Consider the following 12,097-nt stretch of genomic DNA (forward strand, 5'->3'; position numbering starts at 1 on the left):
ATATGCGTCTTCACTAAACGTAGCAAACTTTCGGCTTTCCGTTGTGCTGGCATCCGTTGCTGAAACCCCTTAAAATGGCATTTAAAATACATTTTAAAAATTCAAATTAATGGATAAATTAAATAAACCTGAACAGGCGCTTAACCTTCCCGCAGGCTATTTTGGCATGGTGCTGGGCATCATCGGCATGGGTTTCGCCTGGCGATACGCCAGCACCCTGTGGCCGGTGACGCGCTGGCCGGGTGAGATTCTGGTCGCTCTCGCAGTTGCCTGCTGGTTTTTACTGACGACGGCGTTTATTACCCGTGCGATCCGTTTCCCGCACAGCGTGCTGGCAGAGATGCGCCATCCGGTGATGAGCAGCTTCGTCAGCCTTTTTCCGGCCACCACCATGCTGGTCGCCATCGGTTTTGTGCCCTGGTTCCGCCCGGTATCGCTGGCGCTGTTCGGCGTGGGCGTGGTGTTACAGCTTGCTTATTCCGCCTGGCAAAGCGCCGGGCTCTGGCGAGGCAGGCACCCGCAGGAGGCCACCACGCCCGGATTGTATCTGCCGACGGTGGCGAATAATTTCATCAGCGCGATGGCGTGCGGTGCTCTGGGGTTCAACGATGCAGGGCTCGTTTTTCTCGGTGCGGGCGTCTTTTCCTGGCTCAGCCTGGAGCCGGTGATCCTCCAGCGTCTTCGTAGCGCCGGGGAGCTTCCCACCGCGCAGCGCACCGCTTTAGGCATTCAGCTGGCGCCCGCGCTGGTGGCGTGCAGCGCCTGGTTTAGCGTCAACGGTGGGGAAGCCGACACCTTCGCCAAAATGCTCTTTGGCTACGGCCTGTTGCAGTTGCTCTTTATGCTGCGCCTGCTGCCGTGGTATGTGTCTCAGCCGTTTAACGCCTCCTTCTGGAGTTTCTCGTTTGGCGTGTCGGCTCTGGCTACCACCGGGCTGCATCTGGGTCACGGCAGTTCGTCTGGATTCTTCCACGCCATTGCCGTGCCGCTGTTTATCTTTACCAATCTCATCATTGGGATGCTGTTGGTCCGTACATTTATTCTGCTGATTCAGGGCAAACTTATGGTGCGCACTGATAAGGCACTGCTTATGCAATCTGAGGAAAAATAATGGCTGTCGATGAAAATTACTTCACAGAGAAATATGGCTTAACCCGCACGCATTCAGAGGTGCTGTACAGCGCCGGGATCGTAAAGCCCGGCAAGACATTGGATCTGGGCTGCGGAAATGGCCGCAACAGCCTTTACCTGGCGGCCAACGGCCACGAGGTGACCGCCTGGGATAAAAACCCGATGAGCGTTGATAACATTGAGCGTATCAAGGTGGCAGAAGGGATTGAGAATCTGCACACTGCCGTCAAAGATCTTAACAGCCTGAGCTTTGACGGCGAGTACGACTTTATTCTCTCCACCGTGGTGCTGATGTTCCTGGAGGCAAAAACCATTCCGGGCCTTATCGCCAACATGCAGCGCTGCACCAAACCCGGCGGCTACAACCTGATCGTTGCCGCGATGGACACGGCGGATTACCCGTGCACCGTCGGCTTCCCGTTTGCGTTCAAAAGCGGTGAGCTGAGCAGCTACTACGAAGGCTGGGAGCTGCTCAAATACAACGAAGAGGTTGGCGAACTGCACCGCACCGATGAAAACGGCAACCGCATCAAGCTGCGCTTTGCCACTATGCTGGCGCGCAAGCCCGCTTAACGGGCGGCCAGCAGGCAGATCTGCAGGGCAGTCTTGTAAGACGCCTCGAACGACGACAGCGGCAGGAACTCAAACTTCGAGTGGAAATTATGCGCGCCGGTGAAGAAGTTCGGGGTGAGTAGCCCTTTTGCCGACAGCGCCGCACCGTCCGTGCCGCCGCGCATAGGGATCGGTTTTGGGGTGATGCCGAGCGATTTCATCGCCTCAAACATCAGGTCGATGGCGCGCCGGTCTTCACCAATCGCATTGCTGATGTTGCTGTAGGTATCTTCAATGCGATAGTCGACCTTCGCCGTCGGGTGTTGGGCGGCAATCAGCGCGGCGACGTCCGCAATCTGCTGCTTGCGGGCGGCAAAGCTGGCTTTATCAAAATCGCGAATATTAGCCTTTAGCACGGCGTCGTTCTGTCCGGCCTGAATGCCGTTAAACCAGATATAGCCCTCGCGGCCCTCGGTGCACTCCGGGGTTTGCTGGCGGTCGAAATGGCTGATGAAGTCGGTCGCCATCAATAACGGGTTCACCAGTACCCCTTTGGCGGACATCGGGTGCGCCGTCACGCCGGTGAAGTGGATCTCTGCCGCTGCCGCGTTAAAATTCTCGTAAACAATTTCTCCCAGCTCACAGCAGTCGATGGTCCAGGCAAAGTCCACGTCGAAGCGTTTCAGATCCAACGCCTTGGCGCCGTTCAGGCCAATCTCTTCGTCGGGCACAAACGCGACCACAATGTCGCCATGCTGATGCTCAGCGGTGAGGTTTTCCAGTACGGTCATTACCACCGTCACCGCCGCTTTATTGTCTGCGCCCAATACGCTGGTACCGTCGCTGAAAATAATCTCCTCATTCGGATAAGCCAGAATTTCCGGGTGCTCGTTCACGCGCAGCCAGATGTCTTTTTCCTTATTCAGACAGAGATCTTCACCATTAAACGTTAATATTTGTGGATGAATATTCGGTGATAAACCGACGTCTACCGTATCAATGTGGGTAATAAAGCCGATGCGCGGCGCGCCGGGCACGTTGCCCTTTTTAACTGCCGTCACGGTCGCGAATTCGTCAATCACGATGTCGTCTAACCCCAGCTGCGCCAGCTCCTGCGCCAGCTCTCGCGCCATGTCGTGCTGGCCCGGCGTCGAGGGCAGAGTTTTCACTTTCGGATCGCTCTGGCTGGTAATCGCAAGATAGCGGAAAAAACGGTGCGTTAATTGTCTGGAAAGCGGCGAGCCCATAGTGTTTTCTTCCTTATTTATTTTTCGGGTGTTTGCCACTTCACTTTAATGTTATTTATGAAATGGCAAAAGAATTAATTAGCCGTCGAATTAAAAAGACAGGAATAAATGATGACAAGCAAACGCACAACGTTAACGCTGGCACTCGCTGCGCTCACGGTCAGTTCCACCGTAGCCGCGAAAACGCTGGTGTATTGCTCCGAAGGGTCACCGGAAAACTTTAATCCCCAGTTATACACCTCGGGCACCAGCGTGGATGCCAGCGCAGTGCCGGTCTACAACCGGCTGGTCGATTTCAAACCCGGTACCACGGAGCTGGTGCCGAGCCTGGCAGAGCGCTGGGAGGTGAGCGACGACGGCAAGGTTTATACCTTCCATCTGCGTAAAGGGGTGAAGTTTCAGAGCAATAAATTCTTCACGCCGACCCGCGATTTTAACGCCGATGACGTGATCTTCTCGTTTATGCGCCAGAAGGACGTGAACCATCCCTATCACAACGTCTCAAACGGCAGCTATTCCAACTTCGAAAGCCTGGAGTTTGGCAGCCTGATTACCGCTATTGATAAAGTCGATGACCACACGGTGCGCTTTACCCTGGCGCACCCTGAAGCGCCGTTTGTTGCGGATCTGGCATGGTATTTTGCCTCGATCCTCTCCGCGGAGTATGCCGATGCAATGTTGAAAGCGGGCACGCCGGAGAAGGTGGATATGCAGCCCATTGGCACCGGGCCGTTTAAGCTGGCGCAGTATCAGAAGGATTCCCGCATTCTGTTTACGGCGTTTGTCGACTACTGGCAGGGGAAATCAAAGCTGGACAGGCTGGTCTTTACCATCACCCCGGATCCCTCCGTGCGTTTTGCCAAAATTGAGAAAAACGAATGCCAGGTGATGCCGTTCCCGAACCCGGCGGATCTGTCGCGTATGAAGGCTAATAAAGATATTACGCTGATGAGCAAGGCCGGGCTGAACACGGGTTTCCTGGCGTTTAATACCCAAAAGCCGCCGCTGGATAACGTGAAGGTTCGCCAGGCGCTGGCGATGGCGATCAATAAGCCGGCCATTATCGACGCGGTGTTCCACGGCACCGGCACCGCGGCGAAAAATCTGCTGCCGCCGGGCGTCTGGAGCGCTGACAGCGAGCTGAAGGATTACGATTACGATCCTGAAAAAGCGAAAGCGTTGCTGAAAGAGGCCGGTTTAGCCGGCGGCATGAGTATTGACCTGTGGGCGATGCCCGTCCAGCGGCCCTATAACCCGAACGCCAGACGGATGGCGGAGATGATTCAGGCTGACTGGGCGAAGGTGGGGGTGCAGACCAAAATTATCACCTACGAATGGGGCGAATATCTCAAGCGCGTGAAGGACGGTGAACATCAGGCTGCCCTGATGGGCTGGACGACCGCAACGGGCGACCCGGATAACTTCTTTGGCCCGCTGTTTACCTGCACCTCGGCCAACGGCGGTTCGAATTCGGCGAAGTGGTGCTATAAGCCGTTTGATAAAATTATCGCGGAGGCAAAATCAACTACCGATCGCGACAAGCGCGTAGCGCTGTATAAAGAGGCGCAGCAGATCATGCATGACCAGATGCCGGCGGTCATGATTGCGCATTCAACGATCTTCGAACCGGTGCGCAAAGAGGTGACAGGTTACGAAATCGATCCGTTTGGCAAACATTTGTTCTGGCAGGTGGATATTAATCAGTAATTTTCTCTGCCCGGTACGCTGCCGGGCACTCTTTTCGCAATTTGTGCTCCCCACGTCATTTTTTGTCACAACAAACCCGCCGAACTTTTGCTATAACTTCAAATGCATACTTGCAGATTACATGGAAAACTATCATGCGTACTCAAACTTTTTTTAAAGTTGCAGTGCTTACGGGTTTATTGGCAGTGGCGGGCTGTTCTTCAAAAGTCGCGGCTCCAGAACAATATTCAGGCTTTTTAAAAGATTATTCCGGCTTGCAGCAGACGACGTCTGCAACGGGTAAACCAACGCTGCGTTGGGTTGACCCTTCCTATAACGAAGCCAACTATGACAGCATTATCTGGACGCCAATTACTTATTATCCAACGCCAAAACCGACGACTCAGATCGGGAAACAAACTCTTGATGAGCTGCTGAATTACACCAATAACAAAATGAAAACGGCTATTGGTACCCGTAAGCCGATTGTGACCACGCCGGGTAAACACAGCCTGATTTTCCGCGGTGCTATCACCGGGGTGAGTTCGCAGAAAGAAGGCCTGCAGTTCTATGAAGTGGTGCCGGTCGCGCTGGTGGTTGCAGGTACGCAGATGGCTACCGGCCATCGCACCATGGATACCCATCTCTACTTTGAAGGTGAGCTGATCGACGCGGCCACCAATAAACCGGTGATGAAGGTGGTTCGTAAAGGTGAAGGTAAAGAGCTGAATAACGAAAGCACGCCGATGACCTTTGCGACGCTGAAGCAGGTTGTTGACGACATGGCGACGGACGCCACCATGTTTGACGTGCATAAAACAGCGAAATAACGTTAAGCGGCCTGCATTGCGCAGGCCGTTTTTTTTACGCCGTACGCAGACGCCTGAACCAGGTCTCTGGTTTCGTGAACATCACCATATTCCCGCCCAGAATCAGCAGCAAACCGACGATACCGTTAATGTGCCAGACGTAGCCTTCATACACCGTTGAGATAGAGAGCGCCACCAGCGGAAAGAGCAGCGTACTGTAGGCCGCTTTCCCGGGGCCGATACGTCCCACCAGCGTGAAGTAGGCACCAAAGGCAATCACCGAGCCGAAGAGGGCCAGATAGAGCAGCGCGCCCATATAGGTGACCGTCCATTCCGGGGTAAAACTGTCGCCTCTGAAGAGCGCAATACCCCCCATCACCAGCGTGCCGTAAAGCATAGCCCAGGCGTTGGTGGTCATGGTTTCCAGACCTCTGCGCTGATGGCGCATGCTGATCATATTGCCCAGCGAGAAGCCGTACGTGCCGAGCGCGGAAAGGCCAATGCCCGTCAGGAGCGATACGCTCCAGCCGCTGGCCAGCAGGTCGTCCCAGAAAAGGGTCACGATCCCCACAAGACCCAGCGCCGCCGCCGTCCAGAAACGCGCGGGCGGGCGCTGTCCAAAGTAAATAAAACAGTTAATGGCGTTGTAGAGCACCGCCATGGAGAAGATCACCGATTCCAGCCCGGTGTTGATGTGTGCCGCCGCGGTATAAAAACACCAGAAGTTAAAGCAGAAGACGCAGCATCCCTGAAGCATGCAGAACAGATGATCCCGCAGCGCCAGCTTACGCAACCGGCGCAGGGCAAGTAACACCACCATCATCGTGGCGCTGGCCACCGCGAAACGCCAGAAAATAGAGACGGGGGCGGGTACGGGACCCTGCTGCAGGAAAATGGCAATCCAGGTGGTTCCCCAGATGATCACCACCAGTCCGTATAATAACGCGTTCATATTTTTTCTCTTCTCAAACCACGGAAGCCCGCAGTATGGCGCTGTCCTCGGTCTGGGGCTTTCACCGGCTTGCGGTAGACTTGCAAAATCTTGCGCTTTTTTCTTTTCCGGGGGCTGGCAACGGGGGACAACAGTTCTTAGACTGACAGTTCACTCAATAACGCGCTAACGGTTATGTCTCACGCTTACGATACCTTTGAAACGCTTCGCCAGCAGAATGCGGTCCTGCGGGAAACGGTCGCGCTCAATTCCGGCATTCAGCTGGCGGCGTGGTACAACAAGCACGATACGATAACGGTTAAAAGCAATCATCATACCCTTAGTCTGTACGTCGCCGACGGTTATGAGAGCTATCAAAAGACGCCGGGCGGCTGGAAGAACGGCGGGGGACCGGACCGTTTCTGTCTGATGCCGAAAGAGAGCGAATCGACGTGGGATATCCGCGATGACCTGTCGTTTGTCCATCTCTACTGCACCGATGAACACCTGCGCGATGTGGGCGAAAAAATCTGGGATAAACGGCCCCTGTCGCTGACTCTGGACGAGCGCATTTTTGGCAGCGACCCGAAGATCACCGCGCTGTACCGCCAGTTTCTGCTCGGCTGCGACTGGCAGCAGCAGGCCAACCAGCTCACCCTGAGCACGGCCTCTACGCTGCTGTTGACCCACCTGCTGCAAAACTACGCCAACGTTCAGTGGAAGCTCCCGGTCGTTACCGGCGGGCTATCGCCGTTTGTTCTGCGCAACGTGCTGGCTTTTATTGAAGAAAACCTCGGACAGCCCCTGACGCTGGCCGATCTCGCGGCGCAGGCCGCACTCAGCGAATACCATTTTGCCCGCATGTTCCGCCAGTCGACGGGGCTGGCGCCGCATCAGTACGTTATGCAACGGCGCATGGAAAAAGCGAAAAACCTGGTGCAGCATACCTCGACGCCGCTGACGGATATCGCGCTGGCCTGCGGGTTTAACTCCGCCAGCCACTTCAGTAACCGTTTTCGCAGCGTCATGGGCATCACGCCGTCACAGCTGCGCGCGTCTAGCGCGTGAAAACAGGGCATAGCTTACGCCGCCCAGCACCAGCCCCCAGAATGCCGAGCCGATGCCCAGGATCGTGACGCCGCTTGCGGTCATCAGAAACGTGACGATAGCCGCGTCGCGCTCCGCTTCATGATTCAGCGCCTGATATAAACTCCCGCTGATGGTACCCAGCAGCGCCAGACCGGCCAGCGTCTGGATCCAGCTGAGCGGCAGCGCAGCCATTATCCCGGTGATAGATCCGCCGAACACTCCCGCCAGCAGATAAAACCCGCCGGCCGCGATGGCCGCCAGCCAGCGTTTACCGGCATCGGGGTGGGCATCCGGGCTTTGACAGATAGCGGCGGTAATGGCGGCTATGCAGATGGAAAAGACGCCGAAGGGGGACAGCAGCAGCGCCAGCCCGCCCGTAAAAATAATGAGCGGTGAGACCGCCAGCGGATAGCCGGACGCTTTCATGGTCGCGAAACCGGGCGCATTTTGCGAGGCCATGGTCACCAGGAAGAAGGGCAAGCCGATGCTCACCAGGCTGGTGAAGGTGAACGTGGGCGCAATAAACTCAGGTGTCACGAAGGAAATGGTGATTTTATCGGTGACAACGTCACCTCCCGCCCACGCCACGATCCCGCCCACCAGCAGCGTAACGACGATCGCATAGCGCGGTGCCAGCGCTTTCGCCAGCAGCCACGCGGCAATCATGCTGCCGCACAGCAGAAAGTGCCCGTCCAGATGGGCAAACGCATGCAGCCCAAACTGCAGGAGTACGCCTGCCAGCATGGCCGCAGCCAGTGAGTGTGGGATCAGCTTCATCAGGCGGGCGAAAAGCCCGGTCATGCCGCAGAGTAAAATGAGCGCGTTGGCGAAGATAAACACGCCGATTGTCTCGGCCAGCGTCACGCCGTGCAGGCTGGTGGCGAGTAGCGCCGCGCCGGGCGTAGACCAGGCGGTCAACACCGGAGCTTTATACCACCAGGAGAGCGCCAGCGTGCTGACGCCCATCCCAACCCCCAGCGCGGTCATCCAGCCCGCAATCTGCTGTGCGCTGGCGCCTGCCGCCGCGGCGGTCTGCCAGATGATGGCTGCCGAACTGGCGTAACCGACCAGAACGGCGACAAATCCAGCCAGTACGACTGGAACGAGATGAGAGGTAGGGCGCATAGAAACTCCACTGTGCGTTATAACGTCCGCGATAAAGTAACACTGTGCGCTATAGCGTACAAGTGGTATGCTCAGGGCCATCAGGAGGGAGCATGGACATTACACAACATCTTGCAGCGACGCTGAAAACGCTGCGCCAGGCGCGCGGCTGGAGTTTGTCGAAGCTGGCGGACGAAACGGGCGTGTCGAAAGCGATGCTCGGGCAAATCGAGCGCAATGAGTCCAGCCCGACGGTGTCGACGCTGTGGAAAATTGCCACCGGGCTGAACGTCCCGTTTTCCGCTTTCATTACGCCAGAGGCGGACAGGCCGGCTGTGTTTGATTCACAGCAGCAGGCGATGGTGGTCAAACCGCTCTTTCCCTGGGATGAGACGCTCCGGTTCGATCATTTCTCCATCACGCTGGCACCGGGTGCCCTGAGCGAGTCCACGCCGCATGAGGCAGGCGTGATTGAACATGTGGTGGTCATCAGCGGCGAGCTGGAGATGAACATCAACGACGAGTGGCAGACGGTTCATGCCGATTCTGGCGTCCGTTTTGCCGGCGATAAACCGCACGCCTACCGCAACAGCAGCGACAGGCCGGTGCATTTTCACTCTCTGATCCATTATCCCCGCTGAGGCTACGCAAAACTGTTTCGCTGGCGCATACTTCTGACTACAATAGCCGCCATTTTGACCATAACGGATAACGACGAAGTATGCGCCTGCAATCCCATCATCTTGAACTTTTAAGCCCGGCCCGCGACGCCGCCATTGCCCGTGAAGCGATCCTTCATGGCGCTGACGCCGTCTACATCGGCGGCCCTGGCTTCGGTGCCCGCCATAACGCCAGCAACAGCCTGCGCGATATTGCCGATCTGGTGCCGTTTGCCCACCGTTTCGGGGCGAAAGTGTTCGTGACCCTGAACACCATTCTTCATGATGATGAGCTGGAGCCCGCGCAGCGTCTGATTACCGATCTCTACCAGACCGGCGTCGATGCCCTGATTGTTCAGGACATGGGCGTGCTTGAGCTGGATATTCCGCCTATCGAGCTGCATGCCAGCACCCAGTGCGATATCCGCACGGTTGAGAAGGCGAAGTTTCTCTCCGACGTCGGCTTTTCGCAGATCGTTCTTGCGCGCGAGCTGAACCTCAATCAGATCCGCGATATTCACCAGGCAACCGACGCGACGATCGAATTCTTTATCCACGGCGCGCTGTGCGTGGCCTATTCCGGCCAGTGCAACATTTCCCACGCGCAGACGGGCCGCAGCGCCAACCGCGGCGACTGCTCGCAGGCCTGCCGTCTGCCGTATACCCTGAAAGACGACCAGGGTCGCGTGGTGGCGTTCGAAAAACACCTGCTTTCCATGAAGGATAACGATCAGACCGCCAACCTGGGCGCGCTGATCGACGCGGGCGTGCGTTCCTTTAAGATTGAAGGGCGCTACAAAGATATGAGCTACGTGAAGAACATCACCGCCCACTATCGCCAGATGCTGGACGCCATCATCGAAGATCGCGGTGACCTGGCGCGCGCCTCGGCCGGTCGTACCGAACATTTCTTTATTCCGTCAACGGACAAAACCTTCCACCGCGGCAGCACGGACTATTTCGTGAACGCCCGCAAAGGGGATATCGGCGCGTTTGACTCACCGAAGTTTATCGGTTTACCGGTCGGTGAAGTGTTGAAAGTGGCGAATGATCACCTGGACGTTGAAGTGACCGAGCCGCTGGCGAACGGCGACGGCCTGAACGTGATGATTAAGCGTGAAGTTGTGGGTTTCCGCGCCAACACGGTCGAAAAAACCGGCGAGAACCGCTACCGCGTCTGGCCGAATGAAATGCCTGCCGATCTCTACAAGGCAAGGCCGAACGCGCCGCTCAACCGTAACCTGGATCATAACTGGCAGCAGGCGTTGCTGAAAACCTCCAGCGAGCGTCGCATCGCGGTGGACATTGAGCTGGGCGGCTGGGAAGAGCAGCTGATCCTGACCATGACCTGCGAAGACGGCATCAGCGTAACGCATACGCTTGATGGTCTGTTCGAGGTGGCAAACAACGCGGATAAAGCGCTTAACAGCCTGAAGGACGGCGTAGCGAAGCTGGGCCAGACGATTTACTACGCGCGCGCCATCGAGGTTAATCTGCCGGACGCGCTGTTCGTGCCGAATAGCCTGCTGAACCAGTTCCGCCGCGAAACGGCAGAGATGCTGGATGCCGCACGCCTGGCGCAGTATCCGCGCGGCAGCCGTAAGGCCGAATCCATTCCTGCGCCTGTGTATCCGGACACCCATTTATCGTTCCTGGCCAACGTTTACAACCATAAAGCGCGTGAATTTTATCATCGCCACGGCGTGCAGCTTATCGACGCGGCCTATGAAGCGCACGAAGAGAAGGGCGATGTGCCGGTGATGATCACCAAGCACTGCCTGCGCTTTGCTTTTAACCTGTGCCCGAAACAGGCGAAAGGGAATATTAAAAGCTGGAAGGCCACCCCCATGCAGCTGGTCAACGGTGACGAAGTCCTGACCCTGAAGTTTGACTGCCGTCCTTGCGAAATGCATGTTATCGGCAAAATGAAAAACCACATTTTCAAAATGCCACCGCCGGGCAGCATCGTTGCGTCCGTGAGCCCGGACGATCTGATGAAAACCCTTCCGAAACGCAAGGGCAGTTAATTACCTTACGTGCGTGTCCGGTTTGCGCGATTTCTGCCACAGGTGGTGTTCGCGCAAACCCTCCGCTGACTCTTCCGCTACACTGCGTAACTCGTCACTGTCGGCCTCATGCCGCAGCTGATGCTCCACATTCTTTACCCAAACATATTCATGCCCTTTGTGCCCGGCCATCAGCTGGCCAGAAAAGAGGGCACAAATAAGCATGATAAAAGATAGCCCTTTTTTGAACATAAATTCACCGAATAAGAACAGCGCGGGGAAATCATGCCAATTATTGTTTAGGGTTATTATTCAAAATTTCAAAATAGCGCAAAGAAAATGTCAAATAACGTGGGTTCATAATACCGATTAGGATTTTTCTTAAAATATATGTGCGTTTTTGTAAACCTCCTATTTCTGGTCCATAGTTGGATGTTCGCTTTAAGGATAAATCCTATATAATAGTGAATCTCTGGCTAAGGAATGGGTCATTCATAAATGAAAAAAATAATAGCGTTTTCGCTTCTGGCTGTTGCGGTAGGTGCCGTTGCAGCGATTCGTTATGCAGGTAATGACGAACCAGAATATATTCAGTCCGCTGAAATTCGCGTTGGTTCCTATTTAACCAGCGACTATGGACGCGTAGCCTGCACTAGTAAAAGAGTAAATGAACAGCGCTGGGAATTAGACTGCACCCATCCGGCACGGGGAAAAACATTCCAGTTTGCGGTATATCCCTCTGAAAAGGCTCCCTATGGCGTATCGCGATCGTTTTATCTTGAGGCCCTTAACGATGATGCCAGGCAGAGCGCTGAGCAGGGCCTGATGCGCTATTTGCAAATCAACACCAGCGCGAGTTAATCAGGCTGTTTAGCTTTCGTTG

General features: G+C 55.7%; 12 protein-coding genes. 8 read left to right on the forward strand and 4 right to left on the reverse strand.

The genetic code is table 11. The annotated features are described in order from the left end of the window. The first annotated feature begins 109 nt into the window (after positions 1-109). Together tehA and tehB are read left to right on the forward strand one after the other, a co-directional pair. Positions 110-1,111 (forward strand): dicarboxylate transporter/tellurite-resistance protein TehA, encoded by a 1,002-nt coding sequence (gene tehA, locus OKF39_RS11970; RefSeq protein ID WP_479982944.1) that lies wholly within the window; start codon positions 110-112, stop codon positions 1,109-1,111. Then, positions 1,111-1,704, forward strand: coding sequence for a tellurite resistance methyltransferase TehB (gene tehB / locus OKF39_RS11975; protein ID WP_100170312.1), 594 nt, complete (start codon positions 1,111-1,113; stop codon positions 1,702-1,704). Before tehA ends, tehB begins: the two co-directional genes overlap by 1 nt. On the opposite strand, the gene pepT is transcribed toward tehB, so the two are convergent. Further along, a complete protein-coding gene (pepT, locus tag OKF39_RS11980; RefSeq protein ID WP_100170311.1) occupies positions 1,701-2,930 on the reverse strand; it encodes a peptidase T in 1,230 nt (409 codons plus the stop codon). The genes tehB and pepT overlap by 4 nt on opposite strands. Before the next feature lie 111 nt (positions 2,931-3,041). Between pepT and OKF39_RS11985 the strand changes: the two genes are divergently transcribed. Beyond that, on the forward strand, positions 3,042-4,637 hold the full coding sequence (locus tag OKF39_RS11985; protein ID WP_479983809.1) for an ABC transporter substrate-binding protein: 1,596 nt from the start codon (positions 3,042-3,044) through the stop codon (positions 4,635-4,637). A 134-nt stretch (positions 4,638-4,771) separates the two neighbouring features. Beyond that, positions 4,772-5,446, forward strand: coding sequence for a DUF3313 domain-containing protein (locus tag OKF39_RS11990; protein WP_028013119.1), 675 nt, complete (start codon positions 4,772-4,774; stop codon positions 5,444-5,446). A 34-nt stretch (positions 5,447-5,480) separates the two neighbouring features. Here OKF39_RS11990 and OKF39_RS11995 read toward each other — a convergent pair whose 3' ends face one another. After that, complete coding sequence (locus OKF39_RS11995; protein ID WP_479982945.1) at positions 5,481-6,377, reverse strand: DMT family transporter; 897 nt, start codon at positions 6,375-6,377, stop codon at positions 5,481-5,483. Between the two features lie 174 nt (positions 6,378-6,551). Between OKF39_RS11995 and OKF39_RS12000 the strand changes: the two genes are divergently transcribed. Beyond that, complete coding sequence (locus OKF39_RS12000; RefSeq protein ID WP_193051943.1) at positions 6,552-7,424, forward strand: helix-turn-helix transcriptional regulator; 873 nt, start codon at positions 6,552-6,554, stop codon at positions 7,422-7,424. Here OKF39_RS12000 and OKF39_RS12005 read toward each other — a convergent pair. Then, positions 7,398-8,570, reverse strand: coding sequence for a benzoate/H(+) symporter BenE family transporter (locus tag OKF39_RS12005; protein ID WP_248199005.1), 1,173 nt, complete (start codon positions 8,568-8,570; stop codon positions 7,398-7,400). The two genes, OKF39_RS12000 and OKF39_RS12005, sit on opposite strands and share 27 nt — an antisense overlap. Before the next feature lie 92 nt (positions 8,571-8,662). Here OKF39_RS12005 and OKF39_RS12010 point away from each other — a divergent pair, with 92 nt between their 5' ends. Both OKF39_RS12010 and OKF39_RS12015 read left to right on the forward strand, forming a co-directional pair. Then, complete coding sequence (locus OKF39_RS12010) at positions 8,663-9,190, forward strand: helix-turn-helix domain-containing protein (protein ID WP_045260498.1); 528 nt, start codon at positions 8,663-8,665, stop codon at positions 9,188-9,190. Positions 9,191-9,270: 80 nt separating this feature from the next. Continuing rightward, complete coding sequence (locus tag OKF39_RS12015; protein ID WP_479982946.1) at positions 9,271-11,235, forward strand: peptidase U32 family protein; 1,965 nt, start codon at positions 9,271-9,273, stop codon at positions 11,233-11,235. Here OKF39_RS12015 and OKF39_RS12020 read toward each other — a convergent pair whose 3' ends face one another. Next, a complete protein-coding gene (locus tag OKF39_RS12020) occupies positions 11,236-11,466 on the reverse strand; it encodes a DUF2554 family protein (RefSeq protein WP_047368536.1) in 231 nt (76 codons plus the stop codon). It lies immediately after the preceding gene. A gap of 246 nt (positions 11,467-11,712) precedes the next feature. On the opposite strand from OKF39_RS12020, the gene OKF39_RS12025 reads away from it, so the two are divergent. Further along, the gene (locus OKF39_RS12025) at positions 11,713-12,075 is read left to right on the forward strand and encodes a hypothetical protein (protein WP_045260501.1); all 363 of its coding nucleotides are present in this window, start codon (positions 11,713-11,715) and stop codon (positions 12,073-12,075) included. The last annotated feature ends 22 nt before the right edge of the window (positions 12,076-12,097 follow it).

This window comes from Enterobacter cloacae complex sp. HYC042_NIDB, assembly GCF_056673315.1.

Excerpts from the sequence above, each read along its gene's own strand:
- tehA (WP_479982944.1), top strand. The coding sequence starts at position 110 with ATGGATAAATTAAATAAACCTGAACAGGCGCTTAACCTTCCCGCAGGC.
- tehB (WP_100170312.1), top strand. The coding sequence starts at position 1,111 with ATGGCTGTCGATGAAAATTACTTCACAGAGAAATATGGCTTAACCCGC.
- pepT (WP_100170311.1), bottom strand. The coding sequence starts at position 2,930 with ATGGGCTCGCCGCTTTCCAGACAATTAACGCACCGTTTTTTCCGCTAT.
- OKF39_RS11985 (WP_479983809.1), top strand. The coding sequence starts at position 3,042 with ATGACAAGCAAACGCACAACGTTAACGCTGGCACTCGCTGCGCTCACG.
- OKF39_RS11990 (WP_028013119.1), top strand. The coding sequence starts at position 4,772 with ATGCGTACTCAAACTTTTTTTAAAGTTGCAGTGCTTACGGGTTTATTG.
- OKF39_RS11995 (WP_479982945.1), bottom strand. The coding sequence starts at position 6,377 with ATGAACGCGTTATTATACGGACTGGTGGTGATCATCTGGGGAACCACC.
- OKF39_RS12000 (WP_193051943.1), top strand. The coding sequence starts at position 6,552 with ATGTCTCACGCTTACGATACCTTTGAAACGCTTCGCCAGCAGAATGCG.
- OKF39_RS12005 (WP_248199005.1), bottom strand. The coding sequence starts at position 8,570 with ATGCGCCCTACCTCTCATCTCGTTCCAGTCGTACTGGCTGGATTTGTC.
- OKF39_RS12010 (WP_045260498.1), top strand. The coding sequence starts at position 8,663 with ATGGACATTACACAACATCTTGCAGCGACGCTGAAAACGCTGCGCCAG.
- OKF39_RS12015 (WP_479982946.1), top strand. The coding sequence starts at position 9,271 with ATGCGCCTGCAATCCCATCATCTTGAACTTTTAAGCCCGGCCCGCGAC.
- OKF39_RS12020 (WP_047368536.1), bottom strand. The coding sequence starts at position 11,466 with ATGTTCAAAAAAGGGCTATCTTTTATCATGCTTATTTGTGCCCTCTTT.
- OKF39_RS12025 (WP_045260501.1), top strand. The coding sequence starts at position 11,713 with ATGAAAAAAATAATAGCGTTTTCGCTTCTGGCTGTTGCGGTAGGTGCC.